The sequence below is a fragment of the Algoriphagus faecimaris genome, assembly GCF_900101705.1.
GTDB classification, from domain to species: Bacteria; Bacteroidota; Bacteroidia; order Cytophagales; family Cyclobacteriaceae; genus Algoriphagus; species Algoriphagus faecimaris.
In genome coordinates this window covers 70,533-89,505 of sequence record NZ_FNAC01000012.1, presented here as the reverse complement: position 1 = coordinate 89,505, position 18,973 = coordinate 70,533, and the positions used below count along the sequence as shown (strand labels likewise).

The following is an 18,973-nucleotide window of genomic DNA, read 5'->3' as shown; positions in this document are numbered from 1 at the left end:
TAAAGCGTCGAATCGTCTTATTTTTGATACCGTTTATAAAATCAATCAAACATGAATTTTCCTCAGGAATTAAAGTACACTAAAGACCACGAATGGGTAAAAGTTGACGGAGATGTCGCTACCATAGGAATTACCGAATTTGCCCAATCCGAACTAGGCGATATCGTCTACGTAGAAGTGGAGACTGTCGGCGAAACAATCGAGGCAGGAGAAGTATTTGGTACAGTAGAAGCCGTAAAAACTGTATCTGATCTTTTTATGCCAATCACTGGAGAGATATTGGAATTCAATGAAGAACTAGAAGGCTCCCCTGAACTCGTCAATGAATCTCCATACGAATCTGGATGGATGGTCAAAGTCAAAATAGTCGGTGACTTATCCGACGAGTTGATGTCAGCCGAAGATTATACCGAGCTGGTAGGAAAAAACTAAGTTAAAATTGCGCCTTGCTGTAAGTGTAGTTTGGCTGATACTATTGGCTTTTGCAATGCTCACACCCGGGGATAGATTCCCTGAAGTAGATGCATTCGATTACCAAGACAAGTTGATCCATATTGCTTCTTTTTGCCTTTTGGCCTACCTCTGGGCAGGAGTATTTAAGAAAAAAAGCATAAAACAGTGGAGTCCAAAAGCTTGGATCACTTTCCTTCTTTTCGGGTTTAGTCCTGCAGTAGCATTCGAATACGGTCAGCTTTATATTCCTAATCGTTCCTTTGATGAATATGACCTGATCGCCAATCTATTAGGTGCTATTTTAGGAATATTAGGATATTTTAAGATGCCACACAGCATTAGTCACTTGCATTAATGCAGGAGATTACTTACAATTGTTAGATAAATAGAAATCAAATTAACCTGTATAAACCAAATTCGCCATGGAAGCAAAAAAGACTCCAAGCGCTGACTTAACCAAAAAGACAGGAATGTTCCTGAACTTGGGTTTGGCAGTAGCTGTAGGTGTGACGCTTGCGGCCTTCGAATGGAAGTCATTTGACGATGGATCTCTTATGGATCTTGGAATGGGAAATGACAACTTTGAAGAACTGCTCGATATTCCTATCACCGAACAACCACCACCACCACCACCACCACCCGTGGAGCAGCCTATTATCCAAGAGATTCCTGATGAAGTAGAAATCGAGGATAAAATCGAAGTGAACTTTGATGTGGATGTAAAAGAGGAGACTGTCATTAAAGAAGTAGTCATTGCAGAAGCTCCTGTAGAGGAGAAAGCAGATGAAATTTTTGATGTGGTAGAAACTCAGCCAACCCCTCCTGGAGGAATGTCAGGCTGGAATGAATACCTCTCCAAAAATCTAAAATACCCTACTCAAGCAAGAAGAATGGGTATCGAAGGAACGGTAATCGTGGTATTCGTTATTAACACTGACGGTTCTATTCAAGACGTTGACGTATTGAGAGGAATTGGCGGGGGATGTGACGAAGAAGCGGTGAAAGTAGTCGAAAATGCACCTAAATGGGAACCTGGTAAGCAACGAGGTCGTCCTGTTAGAACGCGAATGAGACTTCCTATTCGATTCAAATTGAGCTAATTCACAGTTATTTATAAAAGAGCCCGTTGATACGGGCTTTTTTAATGTCTTTTCAGAACTTTTAACGTAGTTAATATTTCTTAACTCACTGTTTTTTAGAAAATTAATTTCTAGCTTCTCCTCTGTTTCACTTTAACTCTCTACAAATGGAAGCTAAAAAAAATCTCAAAGTAGATCTTAAAAACAGATCTGGTCTTTTCTTCAATCTAGGCTTATCCCTTAGCGTTGGACTTATCTTGGTAGCCTTCGAATGGAAAAGCGAAAACTCAGGCCCCTTAAAAAACATAGGGACAAGCAATGAAAATTGGATTTTGGAAGAAATCCCACTTAGTATTCAATCCCCTCCTCCGCCCCCTCCTCAACCTATTAGTCCGGAGATAAATGAAGTGGATAATCAAATAGAACTTGACGACTTTGATATTGACCTAGACATCAATATCGATGAATCCAAAATTATTCCTGAAGTCGTCCTTGAAGATAGTCCACCGATTGTAGAAACTGCCGAGGAAATCGTAGACATCACAGAAGTTCAAGCATCCTTTCAAGGCGGCATGAATGCTTGGTACGAATATCTTAATAAAAACCTACGCTATCCCAACCTTGCGAAAAGAATGGGGGTAGAGGGTACCGTTTTGGTAAGATTTGTAATCAATAAGGATGGAAGTGTTCAAGATGTAGAAATCCTAAGAGCCCTGGGTGGGGGCTGCGATGAAGTCGCGATGGATGTGATCAAAAATTCTCCTCATTGGATTCCAGGAAAAATCAAAGGCCAAGCGGTGAGATCCCGAATGGTCATGCCTATTAAATTTAAGCTGAATTAGCAGCTATGCTTTATGCCATCAGTAGGTAATGACACCTTTATTAATAAAACCTAAGGATTTCAATTCTTAGGTTTTATTGATGGTCCCCGCGAATAATTCAAAAATCACTTCCTCTCCATCTAATAAGAAGTAAGCATTTTGAGGTATTTTTGATTAAATGCCTTATTTTTCATCAACCCAATCTCGCACCCCTGATGAAAAAGAAATATTTACACCTACTCTTCATTTTCCTAGGACTATTTTCTTGTGGACGTCATGATACATTTGATATTTTGATAGTCAAAGGAACAGTCTATGACGGACAGAATCAGCCACCTACCCAGAAAGACATTGGAATAAGAGATGGAAAAATAGTGGCTATTGGAGACTTGGAAGGCCAAAAATCTCGAAAAACCATCCTTGCGGAAGGCCTTGCCGTAGCACCCGGCTTTATAGATATGCATACTCATCTGGAGCCACTTTTGGAAATGCCCCTAGCCGAGAGTTTGGTGAGACAGGGGGTGACTTTTGCCTTAGGAGGACCTGATGGAGGAGGACCTTGGCCTTTCGATAGCTATTTGGACTCTTTGGAGAAAATAGATCTCGGACTAAATGTGGGCTATTTGATTGGACACAATACGATTCGTAGAGAAATCATGGGCAATGAAGACCGTGCCCCCGAATCAGCCGAATTGGATAGTCTGAAAAGTTATGTTCATCAAGCCATGGATGCAGGAGCCTTTGGCATTTCTACAGGCTTAAAATACCTTCCAGGGACTTTTGCAAAACTAGACGAAATTGTAACTCTTTCTCAAGTAGTAGCAGCTGAAGGAGGTATTTATACATCCCATTTACGAGAGGAAGGACTAGGACTTATTGATGCTGTACAAGAGGCCATAAAGATTTCCAAGGAAGCCAATATACCAGTTGTTCTAACCCATCACAAAGCCATCGGCATTAAAATGTGGGGCCAAAGTAGCCGTACGCTGGCTTTAGTCGATTCTGCTAGGGCAGTGGGGCTAGACATCATGATGGATCAATATCCTTATGCCGCTAGTCATACAGGCATTAGTGTGCTGATTCCGAGTTGGGCTTTAGAGGGAGATCAATTCGAAGAGCGAATTAGCAATCCCGCATTAAAAGACAGCATCAAAGCAGGGATCATATTCAATATCCTGAACGATCGAGGGGGAAGCGACCTTAGGAGAATTCAATTCTCACGAGTGAGCTGGAAAAAAGAATTGGAAGGAAAAACATTACAGGATTGGCTAGCAATGGAAGGTATGGAGGCTACGATAGAAAATGGTGCGGAACTGGTCATCCAAGCACAACTCAATGGTGGAACAGGGACCATATACCACGCAATGGATGAAAATGATGTAGAAAACATCATGCAACACCCACAGACTATGATTGGCTCAGATGGTCGGCTTTCGATACCTGGTGAAGGACATCCGCATCCTAGAGCTTATGGCACTTTTCCACGTGTCCTTGGTCATTACAGTAGAGAAAAAGGAGTACTAGACTTGCATACCGCCATTCATAAAATGACCGGGCTCTCGGCAGAGCGACTGGGATTAAAAGGTAGAGGCAAAATTCAAGAGGGGAATTTTGCAGATATCGTGATCTTTGACCCTCAAACAATTAAAGATAAATCTACCTTTACAGACCCTCATCAATATCCCGAGGGAATTCCCTTCGTCATTGTCAATGGGCAAGTCGCTGTAGAAGATGACCGCTTCTTGGGGAGAGGCTTCGGTCAAGTAATTCGAAAAAATCAACAATAAGTCTGAAAAAAAGCAGCGGAAGTCCCCTTCCGCCGCTTTTTATAGCTATTGATTTCCTTTAGAGCACATTAAGTGACTGTTCTTTTATTTTCTCCAGTTCATCTTTCATTCGTATGACTGAGCGCTGAATTACCGCATCATTCGCCTTGGAGCCAATAGTATTGATTTCTCTACCGATTTCTTGAGAGATAAAACCGAGCTTTTTCCCTTGCCCTTTTTCCTCTGAGAGCGTCTTGGAAAAATACTTTAAATGAGTATCAAGTCTCACAAGCTCTTCAGTAATGTCTAGCTTTTCGAAATAATAAATTAACTCCTGCTCAAATCTATTTTCATCAAAATCATTTTCTTCAAGCCATTCTTTGAAATGGTTTCTAATCCGATTTTGAATTTTATTTTTTCGATTTCCTTCCTCAGATTTGACCTGATCTAGTCCCTCAGCGATAGATGCTATATTTTCTTCTAATTTTTGAAATAGGACTCGACCCTCATCTTGTCTGAAAGCATCACATTTTAATATTGCCTCTTCCAAAACCTTTTTGACTAAAGACCACTCTTCTCCCACATTTTCGGCCTCGACCGAGGTAGAGTTCATCACTGATGGAGCCTGAAGAGCGAGTTTGAAAATTTCCGCATTATCTGCTCCTACTTCTTTTGCCAAAGCATTGAATTTTGAAAAATAGGCTTTAAATAAGTCTTCATTGATGGTGACAGGCAGATCACTTCCTGTCTTGGACATAAACTCAATATTAACACTGACTTTACCTCGCTCTAGTATACCCTGCACTAGTGTTCTTATTTCTAATTCTTTCTCCGAAAATTGTCTGGGGCTCCTGAGGGAAAGGTCTAAAAATTTAGAATTGAGAGACTTTACTTCTACGTGAATGATATAATTTTCATCTTCCCATCCAGCATTCCCAAAGCCGGTCATTGATTTTATCATGATTGTATTTTCGTTTAGAAATTATAGCCCAAAGTTACATAGAACTTTAGATCTTCTGCCTCATAATTCCTAACAGGTCTCGCTATGTCAAATTTGACATAATAATTAAGCAATACAGTCCTGATGCCAGCCCCGTAACTTTGCAGCCATGGATTATTGAAATTATTCAACACAATGGTAAAAGGAGATCCTTCAGTACTGATTACCTCAGTATTTTGATCATTCACCCGCTCCCAAGGGGCAGAAGAATCCCAAGCTGAACCAATGTCATAGAATCCGACTAACTGGAAATTCCGAACAAAATTGGAGGTGATATTCCCTCTAGTGAGGTAAGAGAATACAGGTATTCTAAGTTCTGTAGAGAAGGTTATCACTTTATTTCCTCTTATTTCATCGTAATCATATCCTCTCAAATCAACAAAATCCGCAAAAAGAATATTGGAGTTTTCTACCCCACCCGGATTCCTTACCGGCGAGACTTCTGGTCGATTGGTAGGAGGCTGATAGAACGAATTGAATAGCCAGTTATCCATTCCACCCACCAGATAGGTCTGAGGATTTCTTCCAAAGAATGAACCTGCATAGAGTCGAGAAGCCAAAATTATATTTTTATGGATTCTTTGATAGTTTCTTATGTCAAGGTAGAAATTACTAAAGCTTCTAGACTTCTCATTCAATCCTTGATAATGTACGAATCCCACCTTACCCTTTAATCCGGCTTGAGAGTATAGTCCTATTTGCTGCGTCCTATCATAGACAAACTCAGCTTTACCTCCTGCATAGTTGACATCAAACCGATTTAATTCGGGATTGGTCGCCAAAATCAAAGAATCAGTATTTAGATTGAAATATTGAGTTTTAGCAATAAATGGAGCTAGGGTAAATCTAGAGTTAACATTAAAAGGATAAGATACTCCAAGTTCTACTTTACTGAGCACATATTTCTGATTGGTCAGATCCCCCTGATCCAAGCGTATAGTTCGCCTATCAAATCTACCTCTAAAATCCAACCGACTTTTCAGATACTCATATTCAAAGAAAATATCTCCCCCTGATCTAAAATCCAAAGATTGCATGATACCTCCCTGAAACACATGATTGTCCAAAAGATCTGTCATTTTACCATGCAGATTGATCCCAAATCCTCTCAATGGATCGACGACAAACCGAGAGTTGATACTATTCGTGAAAAACTGCGGGTCCATAGCCCTAGGGCCTACTATTCTTTTTTGAAGATTTTGAGCTCTGAATGTCTCAAGAAGATTCAATCTATTTCCTTGATTTACCTGCTCTCTAGACCCAAGCCCCGTAGATGGTATCGTGTCAAACTGATAATTTTCTGTATTTACTCCTCCACTATTTTGAAACTTCAGACGATCCAAATTGATACTAGAGGTTTGATTCGATTGACTTAATGTATCTAAAGGAACAGTAATTTCCTTGGGTTGCACTTCTATTTTTGGAGTCGAGGGTGCAGGTGTAAGTGAGGTTTCCTCCTTTTCAGAAGCAGCCTCTAACCTTCGTCTTGCTGCGATACGTTCATTCAGGCTTTTTGCCTGTTGTAGCTGTACTCTTGGAGTACTTGGAGTAAACTGATCGGAAGCGCTATAATTTTCAATCAGCAAAAAACTTTCTTTTCCATCTCTTATCGCCAAAGCGATTTTATTCATTCGGCTATTGACATCAAAAACTTCTATACTTTTGTTGTAAGCGGAAATTTGATTGGAAATTTGATTACCGACATTCAACCGCATCAAGTTATTGATTCCACTCAAATCACTTAAGTAGACCAGATTATTACTATTCACCTTTCTCGGTAAAAGATTTCTCGAGTACGAATTGGTCAATCGGGAGATTCGTACCGTATCTCTCACTTCGACCATAAACAAATTAAAACTCGATTCCAGATTGATTGGATTGGGATCCGTTTGAGACAAGGAATCAGGTTTATCCGCATAATTTGTCGAAAAAATGATCGTAGAGTCATTGAGAAACATCGGAGTCAAATCATCAAATTCATCATTGGTCAACCTTCGTCCCTGCCCTCTTGTATTTAAAGTAAAAATATCCGTTTTGCCATTTGAGATTGCCGAAATCACCATGTTTCTTCCGGTACTGTTGAAGTCCATGCTTAAAATCTGATTGATATTCCTCAAGAATATTTTATCCTGACTCGTACCGTCTATGGATCGCAGCCTCAAGGTGGTGAGACCTCTTTTGAAAGAGGCAATGGCCAAATTAGCCGAATCACGCCAAGCTATGACAGGACTCATTAGATTGGGCGTTTGATCTTCAAAAACAGCCCCTCCCTGGAAGACAGTCTGCTCTTCACCGGAAGAAATTGCCCTGACATTTACCTTGTATTTACCAGCATTGTTGAGGACATAGGCCACATTCAAGCCATCTGGGCTGAATTTAATGTCAGTAATAGCACCCGTGACCCTTGGAGAAGTTTTGGCTACTGCCTGATCAGAATTAACCTCTTTAAAGTTAGAACTTACCTGCTGATTTATATTTAAATAATACTTCTTCCAATCCTCGGTGAAGGTTTTATAGTTGAGTCCTACTGTATTGGCAATGCTGTTTTCTTCATTTCGGTTGATCCTCGAAAGATTCAAAATACTCGAAATGTAACGACGACCATAACGCTCAGCGATGTAATTCCAAACTGACTGACCCACCAAGCCTGCCTCCAAATCTTTTAACTTAAGAATTTTTGGAGTCTCTTCTTCTTTGAAATATTCCCGCACAAAGTCATCCATATCACGACTCCAGCCTTTGGCCAAATACCTGGCAATACCATCCACGTACCAGTCCGGAAAAGAATTCATGAGGTTAGACTGAAAAGCATCCGCGACAGATGCTCCATAAAGCATCTCCTGAATGATTACTTTGGAAACCGCATAAATTAGATCTTCTTTGAAAAGATCTGCTCTTCCTTTATAACCTACTTCTGCTATCAATCTACTAAAATTGGTCTGCCCCTCTTCATTAAACTCTTCCCGGTTGAGATTGAGGTTGCTTTGCAAAAGTTCTTCGGGAGAGTTATAAATGTAGACTCGAGGCTTGGTATAAGCCACATAACCTATCATCTGCGTCAATCGCTGAAATTCCTCTTCTAAGTACTCTATGGCTATTTTAGCATTGGCGCCTCCCCTGTCGTAATAGTATACTTCAAAATTATTGGAGGAAAAATAATACCAGTCAAACTCTTTGTGCTGAACTCTATTTTTACCGAATCGCTCTTGGTCAAATTGAGCAATACTGACTCCGGAAATCATCCAAAGCCCTATCAAGAAAAGAAGTCGGTTTACTTTTAATCGCATTCTAAGATCTTATAGTCGGTTAAATATAATTAAAATACCTTGCGATATCTACCTCCTTGGGGAGTGAGTTGGATCCTAGGAGAAAAGTGGCCATTACTTTGCTGTAGTAAGGAACCAACGACACACCTTTAGCGCCGAATCCATCGAATATGTAAACGTCCTGTTTACTTGGATGTTTTCCCAAAAATGGTTTTCTATCTTTAGTGGCAGGTCTTATACCTACTTTTTGACTTTGATACTCCTCTATAGGCAATTTGATCAATCCTGATAAGCGCTCTGTCAATTCATTTTTTGCCCTATCTGTGGGGCCTTGATCGAGATCATGCCAAGTGTAGGTAGAGCCCACCCGATGGATTCCCCCTCCAAGATGCACTCTAAAAACCCCTCGATTGATGATAAAATTCGGGGAAAACTCTTGCTTGATCTCCAGAATTTCTCCTTTGACCGGTGCAAACGGCAAGAAATCAAAAAAACCTGAGTCCATTGCTCCCAGACCGTTACAAAAAATCAAAGCCTTTGCCCTAATTCCTTTCACTTCCCAAAAGCCACCATTTTCTTCAAAATCTGAGGGGTTTAAGTAATCCAGTATCAAATCCTCTTTAAAATACTGCTGCATTCCGTCGAGAAGTGGATTGATGTCCAGCCAACCACAGTTTTTTAAAAGTACTCCTCCATAGGGGTCATGGATAAATGGAGATTGACTCTGCTGATGAATAGTTTCAAGGTATTGGCTAAATTCAGGATCAGCGCTGTGCCCCATCCATTCGTTTTGTTCCTCTATGGACAAAAAGGGTCTGTAAATGGGTTGTACCCTGAGAAATTTTTGTCGGGTGACAGTTTCCAATTCTCTATAAAAAGGAATAATCTCTGGAAAAAGCGAATCCGCATTCCAGGTTTTTACCATTTTTCTTCCCGTTACGGGATTAAATAGACCTGCAGCTACCCTACTGGATTGATTCTGGTCAGGTCGATCAAAAATCTTGATAGATTTCCCTGCCTGTTTTAATCGATATGCAAGAGCAGTTCCGGCAATTCCCTGTCCAATGAGCAAAAAATCTGTTTCCATAGTCCAAATAAAAGGTTTTATTCCTTATTTTGTTAACTCCACAGAGACAAAAACCATGTTAAAAATTAAGCTATTCACATTCAATCCATTTCAGGAAAACACCTACATCCTATATGATGAAAACGGAGCCGCAGCCATAGTCGACCCGGGATGCTACGAGTCCGAGGAGCAAGAAGTCTTGAGGAGCTTCATCTTGTCGGAGAATCTAAACCCTCAACTCCTTCTCAATACCCATTGTCACATCGATCATGTACTTGGAAATGCTTGGGTTAAGCGAACTTTTGACATTCCACTTCTAATCCATGATAAGGACATCGCTGTACTTAATTCCGTAAAAGCCTATGCTTCTAATTACGGTTTTCACAAGTACGAGTCCACAGAACCTGACGGTTACCTTTCTACAGATCAAGATATTCAGATCGGAGATGAAAAACTCGAGGTTCGATTTGTCCCCGGGCATGCGCCGGGTCATGTGGTTTTTTATCATAAAGAGAGCGGAGTGTGTATCGCAGGAGACACGCTTTTCCGAACTAGCATAGGGCGCACCGATCTTCCTGGTGGGGATCATGCTCTTCTACTAGAAAAAATCAAATCCGAACTTTTTAGCTTGCCTGACGACACGATTATCTACCCCGGACACGGCCCTGTAACTTCTATTGGATTTGAGAAAAACAATAACCCCTTCGTTGGCAAAAACGCAAAATTTTGAAAATCAAATCACATCTACCTAATACACTGACCCTGATGAACCTGCTCTCAGGCGTGATTGGGATTATTTGGGTTCTCAATGGAGAACTTTATGCCGCAGCTTGGTTTATCATTCTTTCGGCATTTTTTGATTTCCTCGATGGCTTCGCCGCTAGATTGCTTGGGGTAAGTGGTGAACTTGGGAAGCAGCTAGATTCATTGGCGGATTTGGTTTCTTTTGGTGTATTGCCAGGCTTTGTCCTCTTCAAGCTTTGTCAAGAGCTCAGTCCAGACTCATTATGGCCTTATTTTACTTTATCTGTCCCGCTTTTCTCTGCTTTGCGACTAGCTAAGTTTAATTTGGACACCAGACAAGGTGATCGGTTTATAGGTCTTCCTACTCCTGCCAATGCCTTGTTGATATCCACCTTGCCCTACCTGATGGCAGAGTGGGTAAATCTCAGCAGACTGTTCCTGAACCCTTGGTCTTTTGTAATTTTGGCAGGTATCCTTTCCTATCTTTTAGTGGCAGAACTCCCTCTTATTGCATTAAAGTTTAAAAACTTTTCCCTTCGAAATAATGTATTCAGGTATGTGCTGATTGGGGCAGGAGTTGGGTTCATGTTGGGTTTTGGCTTAGCAGGCATCCCAATGATCATAGTAATTTACATCTTACTCTCCCTCATAGAAAACAGCCTGAAAAAGGCATGATTTTATTCTCTAACAGACGTCTCCTTCTCGGAGTTTTGTTTTTCCTTTTCTTTCACTCCAAAGCAAAAGGACAGGATCAGTATTTCAGATTCTCTGTGCAGGAAAAAGGACTATATTTATTTTCAAAAGATCATTTATCCATTCTTGGCGGTTCAGATTTTTCTAATGTGGCATTCTATGGTTTTCCAGGCTCACTTCCCCAAAAACTCGACTCTTCAGCTTTTTCGCTCCATCAAATCCCAGCTTTAGAAACAGAAGAAGGGCTCTTAGTTTATCTGGAAGGAGCAAATCAGATGGTAGATTCCTTAGGCGAGCTTTCTTACAGGCATCATCACTTTACTGATGAACTTTCCTATTTGATAGGATTTGAAGAAAAGCCAACACGAATTTCTGCACAGACCCCTGACAACTCCTCCTCCACGGCTTCCACGATGTATAAGTGGGAGGCCTTGAAAATAGAGGCAATCAATTTACTGAACTCAGGTCGGACTTGGTATTCTGACCCCATAAGGGCCGGGGGATCGAGGTCATTTGGTTTTGACTTACAGTCGGAAAGTTCCGCTCCCTGGAAAATCCAAGGGGTCTTGATGGGGGCTTCGACCTCAGGGGGAAGTTTTGATATTTTTGAAAAAGAAAATCAGATTCATACTGTAGAAATAGCATCCATCCCGGAAACGACCTATGGGCTAAAGGGCGTAAGTAAACACTTCAAAGTCGAATTCAGCCCCGAGGGAAAATCGATGAGCTCCTTGCGATTGGCCTATCAAAGCAGTAGCTCTGGATCTTCGGGCTATTTAGACTATCTGATGGTCGGTATGCCTGTGGAGGCCGTAAATCCCCCATCTGGAATCTACTTTTTACGTCAAAATCATTCGACAGTTCATCCTTCATCTCAGCAATTCATGTGGGATATTTCTGATTTTTTTCGACCAATTCGGATTGAGCATACTGGCAATCCCATTGAAATAAGTGCTAGTAAAATCGCGCTATTTACAGAAAAGGATATCCGAAAAATTGAGAATATAACTCCTGTAAATTCCAGCCTCCGCCAATCAAGCGCATGGCCAGAACTCCTCATTGTATCACCAAAGTCCCTAGCCAATGCAGCCGAAAAGCTAAGCTTGCACAAATTATCACAAGGAATCTACACCGAGTGGGTAGCCCTGGAGAATATTTATGAAGAGTTTGGCTATGGCAATCCAGACCTGATAGCGATTCGCAATTTTCTCGCTTGGCATTTTCATCAGGGCAAGACGCTTAAAAATGTGCTTCTCCTAGGAAAAGGAACCTTTGATTACAAAGGAAAACTAGGAGGAAGACCCAATCTATTGCCAATTTACACGAGCAGAAATAGCCTCAATCCTTTGACTACCTTTAGCTCGGATGATTTTTTCGGACTCTTGGACTTGGGACAAGGAGAGTGGCAGGAAGACCGGGAAGGAGATGAAGTTTTGCAAATCGGTGTGGGACGGCTTCCCGTCATTACCAGCCAAGAAGCAGATGTGGTGGTAAAGAAAATCATCGACTACGAATCCGGATTTTCGGGGATACAGTGGAAAAAGAATTTCACACTCATGGCTGACGATGCTGACAATAATATTCATGTAAGAGATGCAGAATCACACAGTCAATATTCCTTGGAAAAAGCCCCCGATTTTACTCAAAACAAACTCTACCTGGATTTATTTGAACAGATTGCGGAGGAGGGTTCACAGTCATCACCCGATGCCAAAGAAGCACTTAAAAAGACTTTAGATAAGGGTACGCTATTTCTGAATTACATTGGGCATGGCAATGAAACCACTTTGACAGCAGAGCAAGTCTTTAGAGTGGAGGATCTTCAAGATTGGCCAGCTCAAAGGCATCTACCCCTTTGGATCACCGCTACCTGTGAATTTGGACGGCATGACAGCCCTTTCATTCGCTCTGCAGCCGAGGAACTCTTGACAATTCCCGACAAAGGCGCCATTGGACTTTTGACCACCGGGAGACCTGTATTCAGCAGTGTAAATTTTGCGCTTAATCAGGCTTTCATTCAGACCGTGTTCGAGAAAGAAAACGGAGCATTCCAGGATTTGGGTAGTATTTTTCTCAAGACCAAAAACCGAAGCCTCAATGGGCCATTCAACCGAAATTTCAGCCTATTGGGAGATCCTTCGATGAGGCTTGCCGCTCCAAATTATGAAGTTCGGCTCATTAGTCTAAACGATCCCGAAGAAATGGAATTGGAATCTCTATCTGGAAATCAAATTGTTCAGTACGAAGCAGATATCTGGGATCCCATTGCTAATCAAAGTGTAGAAAATTTTGATGGAGAGGTGACAGTCCAACTTTGGGACCGGCTAAAAACGTCTCGTACGCTAGGTGATGAAAGCAGCCCCATCGAATTTTCGGAAGAAAAAACGCTACTCTTTCAAGGTGAAGCAAAAGTTGAAAATGGAAAAATTCATGGAAGACTCCGAGTACCTTCACAGATTTCCACTGACTTGGAAAGAGGAAGTCTGCGCTTTTTTGCAATTGACAGCCTCAGAGAAAGGGATGCAGCAGGTAGTTCAAAACCCTTACTCGGAGGCGAGGCTATTCCCGAATCATTTGACGATGTGGGACCAAAGATCAGTCTATTTATGGAAAACAAAGAAGTCGTCCCGCTCTCTACATTTAAATCAAGGCTCATCCCAACGGAAATCACTTTCTTTGATAGTAGTGGCATAGATGTAAGTGGATTGGACCCAGAAAAAATCCTCAGTCTTCAACTCAACTCAAATCCTGAAATCAATTTAAATCAGCTTTTTAAAGCTAAAAAAGGAGATTTTATCGAAGGTATTGTTAAATTAAAATTGGAGGACTTGGTAGAGGGAAAAAATCAAATTCGGATCCAAGCTTATGATCTTGCAGGTAATCGAAATATCCTAGAACTTGAATTCATCTTAGAAGGAACGGACCGCTTACGGATACTTTCGCACAAAACATTTCCGAATCCTGCTTCGTCAGAAAGTCATTTTGAAATCAGGCATAATCGAGCTGGAGAAAACCTTATGATGAGATTAGAGGTTTTTAATTTGGAGGGAAAAATACTATATAGTGAATCCCTTCGTTTAGTGGAGGCCGGAGCTGTGATAGGGGATTTATCTTGGATTTTTTTGCAAAACCAAACCAAATATCCAGCAAAAGGAACTTATATTTACAAATTAGCGCTACAGTCAGAAGTGGATCAAACCATGGATATTGCCAGCGGTCAAATCGTAATTGAATGAAATTTATGGTCAAAACAAACCGGATAAGCATATTAGTTGCAATTTTCGCTCTGGCTGGCTTTCATACCTTTGCCCAGAATTCTGTGATCATTTCCGGTCAAGATCCAAATCGTCGTGTCATCACTACGGCTGTTCCTTTTTTGAATTTTGCTCCCGATTCTAGACACTCAGGGATGGGAGACGTAGGTGTCGCCACTTCTCCTGATGCCAATTCCGCCCAATGGAATGCAGGTAAACTAGCCTTCATCGATGATGATATGGGCTTTTCGCTTTCTTACTCGCCTTGGCTGGGAAAACTGGTCAATGACATGTCACTGAGCTATTTGACCGGATTCATAAAGATTGATGCCAACTCTGCCTTTGGTTTTGATCTCCGCTACTTCAATATGGGAGACATTCAGTTAACTGACGGTAGAGGAAATCCACTGGGAGAGTTTAACCCTAGGGATATCGCTATTGGCGGCACTTATTCCAGAAAACTATCCTCTAATCTTGGCTTAGGCATTTCAGCCCGATTTATTCATTCCAACCTTTCAGGGAGTATCTCTTCTGTAGGGGGTTCCGAAGGGAGACCAGGGATAAGCGTGGGCACAGATGTTGGATTATATTACTCCAAGCCCATAATTGCAGGATCGAAAGAAGGAACATTCTCTTGGGGCGTGAATCTTTCCAATATAGGGCCAAAAATCACCTACAATTCTGCAGATGATTTGGATTACATCCCCACTAATTTTAGAATTGGAACGGCCTATGGCATCGAATTGAATGAATTAAATTCCATCACATTTGCATTAGATTTCAACAAGCTGCTTGTCCCAACTCCTCCAGTGTATAGAACTAATGATAATGGGAGTCTCTACACAGATGAAAACGGAAATCTGGAAGTACTCAGAGGGAAAGATCCCAACCGTCCATTGATATCAGGCATGTTTGGTTCTTTTGCAGATGCTCCTGATGGATTTTCAGAAGAGCTTCGAGAGGTGATGATTTCCTTTGGAGTGGAGTACCAATACAATGAAAAGTTTGCTCTTAGGACAGGCTATTTTTACGAAAATCCATCTAAAGGTGGACGGCGATACTTTACTATGGGTGCTGGTTTTGACTTGAAAAAACTTGGTTTTGATTTCTCTTACCTTGTACCACAAACGCAAAATCATCCCTTAGCAGAAACACTTCGTTTCTCACTTCTTTACACGATTCCATCCAATTAAAAAATGTTAGACAGAAGTCTTTCTCCAGAATTTAAGGTTCCGGAGGATTTTGAATTGCGCCATCCCGAGCGGTTTAGCTTAGACAATGGAATACCCGTTTTTTACTATCCAACACCTGGAATAGATGCTGTCAAAATAGAAATCACTTGCAGAAGACAACGTGAGAAACTCCCCTTGGAGCAAACGCTCCTTCCTTCTTTTACACTTCAGATGCTTTTAGAAGGGACCAAACATAAAAGTGCCGCTGAAATTGCCAATATTCTGGATTTTCATGCCAGTGAAATCAGTCCTATCCTTACTTTCGGCAGGGAAGGCTTATCCATTTTAAGCACCAAAAAACACATCTTTTCGGTATTAGACCTCTTGATAGAGCTTATTCATTCACCTTCCTTTCCGGAGGATATGCTTATCAAAAGGAAATCTCAGCGAAAACTAAGCATTCAACTGGATCGGGAAAAAACTAATGCCCGAGCCGGTCAATTATTTAGAAAAGCATTGTTTGGACCCAGTCATCCTTATGGCTTTGAAATCGACTCCCAACAAGTGGATATCATCAGCCAGGAAAAACTCCGCTTCTATGCAGACCAGTTACTCTGGCAAGGAACGGAAGTTTTTATCACAGGTAATTTTACCAAAGAAAATCTAAATGATGTTTTTGACTACTTGAATCAAGTACCCAACAAATCCATCCTAGAAGGAGTGGTTTTACCCGAAAGCAACAGCCTAGAGCAAATCTATGAACAGCGTGAAAACGCTGTACAGAGTAGCCTCCGGCTAGGTTACTTCTCCATTCCAAAAAACCACCCTGATTTTATTTCACTGACGGTATTCAATACCATACTCGGAGGATACTTTGGGTCTCGGCTTATCAAAAATATCAGAGAGGACAAAGGCCATACCTACGGGATTTATTCAGGCTTGGCCGAGATTGGGAATTCTAATTATTGGGTGATTAGTGCAGACGTTCAAAAAGCTCATCACAGAAACGTCATCCATGAGATCCATCATGAGATCGACCGTTTGATCCATGAACCACTTGAAATGGATGAGTTAGAAACGGTAAGAAATTATCAAATTGGACAAATGCTAGGAAGATTTAGCTCGGCCTTTGATCTGATGGATCGGTTCAGGGCAGTTTATCATTCTGATTTAGAGTTGAGCTTTTATGCAGAAAAATTAGAATTTCTCAAGCGCTTCACAGCAGATGAGGTAATGAAGACTGGAGAAAAATATTTTAAAAACAGCCCTTTGATCGAAGTGATCGTGGGCTAAGTGGCGCTCTCATAGACCCAAGAAATATCCCATCGCATTTTTGCCCATAATTTATACAGCCCAAATAAAGGTTTCTTTATTCCGATTTTTTCACCCAGTTCAACCAGTGAAGAGGCGGAGGAAAAATTAGCAGACCACAGGGCATGCTTCAGCTCAAACATCACCCGCTCACCCAGTGCTTTATTTTCCTCTGAAGTCAAATTCATTTTATGAGCCTTTTGACAAACTAATACCGTACTTGGCAGCATATTAGAGTGATGACTTTGATATTGACCTGCAGACATAGAACGGCCATGTTGCCGTTTGAGAATACCGATGTGATCGGAAAACAAAACGGGATATTTTCTAGTCAGCCTGAGCTGAATATCAAAGTCTTCATAAAACAAACTAGAATCATATCCTCCCTCCTCTTTGAGAAGCCGAGCATTAAAAACTAGGGTTGCTGCACAGATGTAGCTTCTTTGAAGAAGGGTTTGATAGATGATCCCAAGCTCCACTTCCTCTAACAACTCCCCAAAGCCATTTCGCTTATAAAAGGTTTTGATATTGCCTTTTTCATCCAAAATATAGGCGTCAGAAAACACAAAAGCTGCTGACCTATCCATCTCCAACTGCTTAATAGACAAACTTAAATGATCGGGGTACAGTACATCATCACCCGCCAAGTCTACTATGTAATCCGTCTCAGTGGAGAACAATACCTCATTAAAAAGCGAGCAATACGCTTGTTCCTTATCCTTAAAAACAGTCTTTATTGGAAACAAACCTGTAAATCCCTGCAACCAGGTCTTGATTTTCTCTCGCGTATTATCGGAGCTTCCATTATCGACAATAATGAGCTCTTTCTGATAATAATCCTGCATTGCTACACTTTCTAGCGCTTCTTCTATCCAATCCCCATGATTGTAGGCTATACAAATGACGGTAACTGATGGCTTTCCCATATTCAAAGAAACCTAATCCATGTGACTTTATTGGAAATATCGTTCGAAAATCGCGATTTGAAAAACATCAAAGGATGATTTGCATGACTTTCTAGATCAGAGGAACCCAGATCAATAAATTCGGTTTTTTCTCTCATTGCCAGCTGAAAGAGCTCCATAAGCATATACTCTCCGACATTTTTGATGGGTGCTTTGGGATCCATGCCAGATAAAAAATAATACATTGAGTTTGAAGTCAGCTTCACTCCCACACTATATCCAAGGGTGATTCCCCTTTTTTCTAATGATATCAAAAAATACCGCTCAGGAAAAAGAGAGACTTGCTGCACCAATCGCTCTAAATCCAGGGTAAAACTATATCCCTTGGCTTGATTCCACCTTTTCAGATCATCTAGAAACCCAAAATCTGAAATGAAAGCACTATTAATTTGCCCCCCCTCTTTCTTTAGCTTTGCTTGGGTTTTGTTGTAATTATCTGAAATAAATTTCTTGATTTTTTTTCTCCCAAGAAAAAACTGATGAGCCAAAACAGATTCCTGCCGAAAACCTGACTTGAAAAACAAATAGTTGATCAAATCAGCGTGACTATCGTAGGGTTTGGGTGCCTGAGTGACTTTTACGGACCGAATGCCGTACTCCTTACAATACGCTAAAATCGCTTCTATAAATAATTGGATCTTAGCTGACTTCAAAGAAGCATAAGTCCATATTCCTCCAAAAGGAGCATTTTCTAGAGAAACAGCATTCAAATCCTCCGTTAATGCAAAGGTAATATCTGCCAAAGTCTTTCCAGCTTTGGTCAAGACAAAGTGTAGCAATGGAGCACCATCAGAAATTAAGTTAGCTAAAAAATAATCAGCCTGAATCGCCCCACCATTTGTGATACTCAGCGTGTATTCACCATAATTCTTTTTAGCGAGCTCTCTCAAAGTCTTCTAAATTTCGAATGTAATCACTTTCTGAAAACTCAGTATCAGAAAAGCCAATTAGGATGGCTTCTTTGGAAAAATGTGTTTCTACCCAATGCATGCTGGGAATGAAAAGCCCTGAAGAGGGATTATCCAGCATGAATTTTTTGGGAGGGTTACCAGGTTTTCTGATCGAAACCTCCACCTTTCCCAAGATTGCCAAGATAATTTGAGACTCCTCTTTATGGGCATGATTTCCTCTATGGGCTTCCTCCTCTGTCCTTATCCAAAATACTCGCTTAACTCCATTAGGGAACCATTTTGAACCTTCTAAAAAATGGAGAGCACCTGTAGTATCTTGTACTTCAGGAAAGGTTACTACCTGAACATCTCGAACCGAATTATTAGTGTTCATTTGTTTTTTTGATCATTCTAAAATAAGACAAATCAGAGGTATTCCTGAGCAAGCCTACATTAAATTTCTATCTTCGCTATCGATATTTCAATCGGTAAA

Annotated in this window: 16 protein-coding genes; 10 read left to right on the top strand and 6 right to left on the bottom strand. The window is 40.9% G+C overall.

The window, feature by feature from the left end:
• Positions 1-51 precede the first annotated feature (51 nt).
• The 5 genes from gcvH (at position 52) to BLQ57_RS08355 (ending at position 4,140) form a co-directional block, all read left to right on the top strand.
• Positions 52-432 carry a glycine cleavage system protein GcvH gene (gcvH, locus tag BLQ57_RS08375; protein ID WP_087938840.1) on the top strand — a complete coding sequence of 127 codons (381 nt, stop codon included), beginning with the start codon at positions 52-54 and terminating at the stop codon, positions 430-432.
• Positions 433-439: 7 nt separating this feature from the next.
• Complete coding sequence (locus tag BLQ57_RS08370; protein WP_139162695.1) at positions 440-808, top strand: VanZ family protein; 369 nt, start codon at positions 440-442, stop codon at positions 806-808.
• Positions 809-875: 67 nt separating this feature from the next.
• The gene (locus BLQ57_RS08365) at positions 876-1,553 is read left to right on the top strand and encodes an energy transducer TonB (protein ID WP_087938842.1); all 678 of its coding nucleotides are present in this window, start codon (positions 876-878) and stop codon (positions 1,551-1,553) included.
• 146 nt (positions 1,554-1,699) lie between these two features.
• Positions 1,700-2,374 (top strand): energy transducer TonB, encoded by a 675-nt coding sequence (locus BLQ57_RS08360; protein WP_087938843.1) that lies wholly within the window; start codon positions 1,700-1,702, stop codon positions 2,372-2,374.
• 194 nt (positions 2,375-2,568) lie between these two features.
• Positions 2,569-4,140, top strand: a complete 1,572-nt coding sequence (locus BLQ57_RS08355) for an N-acyl-D-amino-acid deacylase family protein (RefSeq protein WP_087938844.1) — start codon at positions 2,569-2,571, stop codon at positions 4,138-4,140.
• 58 nt (positions 4,141-4,198) lie between these two features.
• Here BLQ57_RS08355 and BLQ57_RS08350 read toward each other — a convergent pair whose 3' ends face one another.
• The 3 genes from BLQ57_RS08350 to BLQ57_RS08340 are packed head-to-tail and all read right to left on the bottom strand — an operon-like array spanning position 4,199 to position 9,472.
• Complete coding sequence (locus BLQ57_RS08350) at positions 4,199-5,080, bottom strand: YicC/YloC family endoribonuclease (RefSeq protein ID WP_087938845.1); 882 nt, start codon at positions 5,078-5,080, stop codon at positions 4,199-4,201.
• 14 nt (positions 5,081-5,094) lie between these two features.
• Positions 5,095-8,406 (bottom strand): BamA/TamA family outer membrane protein, encoded by a 3,312-nt coding sequence (locus BLQ57_RS08345; RefSeq protein ID WP_087938846.1) that lies wholly within the window; start codon positions 8,404-8,406, stop codon positions 5,095-5,097.
• 19 nt (positions 8,407-8,425) lie between these two features.
• The gene (locus BLQ57_RS08340) at positions 8,426-9,472 is read right to left on the bottom strand and encodes an NAD(P)/FAD-dependent oxidoreductase (RefSeq protein ID WP_087938847.1); all 1,047 of its coding nucleotides are present in this window, start codon (positions 9,470-9,472) and stop codon (positions 8,426-8,428) included.
• Positions 9,473-9,527: 55 nt separating this feature from the next.
• Here BLQ57_RS08340 and BLQ57_RS08335 point away from each other — a divergent pair, with 55 nt between their 5' ends.
• Genes BLQ57_RS08335 through BLQ57_RS08315 form a run of 5 tightly spaced genes read left to right on the top strand, consistent with a single transcriptional unit; the run spans position 9,528 to position 16,607 of the window.
• Complete coding sequence (locus BLQ57_RS08335; RefSeq protein ID WP_087938848.1) at positions 9,528-10,181, top strand: MBL fold metallo-hydrolase; 654 nt, start codon at positions 9,528-9,530, stop codon at positions 10,179-10,181.
• On the top strand, positions 10,178-10,870 hold the full coding sequence (pssA, locus tag BLQ57_RS08330; RefSeq protein ID WP_087938849.1) for a CDP-diacylglycerol--serine O-phosphatidyltransferase: 693 nt from the start codon (positions 10,178-10,180) through the stop codon (positions 10,868-10,870). The genes BLQ57_RS08335 and pssA overlap by 4 nt, the downstream gene beginning before the upstream one ends.
• The gene (gene porU, locus BLQ57_RS08325; RefSeq protein ID WP_087938850.1) at positions 10,867-14,124 is read left to right on the top strand and encodes a type IX secretion system sortase PorU; all 3,258 of its coding nucleotides are present in this window, start codon (positions 10,867-10,869) and stop codon (positions 14,122-14,124) included. Before pssA ends, porU begins: the two co-directional genes overlap by 4 nt.
• Positions 14,125-14,129: 5 nt before the next feature.
• A complete protein-coding gene (gene porV / locus BLQ57_RS08320) occupies positions 14,130-15,335 on the top strand; it encodes a type IX secretion system outer membrane channel protein PorV (RefSeq protein WP_092824046.1) in 1,206 nt (401 codons plus the stop codon).
• Positions 15,336-15,338: 3 nt separating this feature from the next.
• On the top strand, positions 15,339-16,607 hold the full coding sequence (locus BLQ57_RS08315; protein ID WP_087938851.1) for a M16 family metallopeptidase: 1,269 nt from the start codon (positions 15,339-15,341) through the stop codon (positions 16,605-16,607).
• Here the strand turns inward: BLQ57_RS08315 and BLQ57_RS08310 are convergent.
• From BLQ57_RS08310 to BLQ57_RS08300, 3 genes are read right to left on the bottom strand one after another with little or no spacing between them, the layout of a single operon-like run.
• Positions 16,604-17,551, bottom strand: a complete 948-nt coding sequence (locus tag BLQ57_RS08310; RefSeq protein WP_087938852.1) for a glycosyltransferase family A protein — start codon at positions 17,549-17,551, stop codon at positions 16,604-16,606. The genes BLQ57_RS08315 and BLQ57_RS08310 overlap by 4 nt on opposite strands.
• 2 nt (positions 17,552-17,553) lie before the next feature.
• Entirely contained in the window at positions 17,554-18,480 is a 927-nt protein-coding gene (locus tag BLQ57_RS08305) for a hypothetical protein (RefSeq protein ID WP_087938853.1), read from the bottom strand.
• Positions 18,464-18,874 carry a sugar 3,4-ketoisomerase gene (locus BLQ57_RS08300; RefSeq protein WP_087938854.1) on the bottom strand — a complete coding sequence of 137 codons (411 nt, stop codon included), beginning with the start codon at positions 18,872-18,874 and terminating at the stop codon, positions 18,464-18,466. Before BLQ57_RS08300 ends, BLQ57_RS08305 begins: the two co-directional genes overlap by 17 nt.
• Positions 18,875-18,973 lie beyond the last annotated feature (99 nt).

Bases quoted from the DNA above. Each gene is read 5' to 3' on its own strand.
- gcvH (WP_087938840.1), top strand. From the start codon at position 52: ATGAATTTTCCTCAGGAATTAAAGTACACTAAAGACCACGAATGGGTA.
- BLQ57_RS08365 (WP_087938842.1), top strand. From the start codon at position 876: ATGGAAGCAAAAAAGACTCCAAGCGCTGACTTAACCAAAAAGACAGGA.
- BLQ57_RS08360 (WP_087938843.1), top strand. From the start codon at position 1,700: ATGGAAGCTAAAAAAAATCTCAAAGTAGATCTTAAAAACAGATCTGGT.
- BLQ57_RS08355 (WP_087938844.1), top strand. From the start codon at position 2,569: ATGAAAAAGAAATATTTACACCTACTCTTCATTTTCCTAGGACTATTT.
- BLQ57_RS08350 (WP_087938845.1), bottom strand. From the start codon at position 5,080: ATGATAAAATCAATGACCGGCTTTGGGAATGCTGGATGGGAAGATGAA.
- BLQ57_RS08345 (WP_087938846.1), bottom strand. From the start codon at position 8,406: ATGCGATTAAAAGTAAACCGACTTCTTTTCTTGATAGGGCTTTGGATG.
- BLQ57_RS08340 (WP_087938847.1), bottom strand. From the start codon at position 9,472: ATGGAAACAGATTTTTTGCTCATTGGACAGGGAATTGCCGGAACTGCT.
- BLQ57_RS08335 (WP_087938848.1), top strand. From the start codon at position 9,528: ATGTTAAAAATTAAGCTATTCACATTCAATCCATTTCAGGAAAACACC.
- porU (WP_087938850.1), top strand. From the start codon at position 10,867: ATGATTTTATTCTCTAACAGACGTCTCCTTCTCGGAGTTTTGTTTTTC.
- porV (WP_092824046.1), top strand. From the start codon at position 14,130: ATGGTCAAAACAAACCGGATAAGCATATTAGTTGCAATTTTCGCTCTG.
- BLQ57_RS08315 (WP_087938851.1), top strand. From the start codon at position 15,339: ATGTTAGACAGAAGTCTTTCTCCAGAATTTAAGGTTCCGGAGGATTTT.
- BLQ57_RS08310 (WP_087938852.1), bottom strand. From the start codon at position 17,551: ATGGGAAAGCCATCAGTTACCGTCATTTGTATAGCCTACAATCATGGG.
- BLQ57_RS08300 (WP_087938854.1), bottom strand. From the start codon at position 18,874: ATGAACACTAATAATTCGGTTCGAGATGTTCAGGTAGTAACCTTTCCT.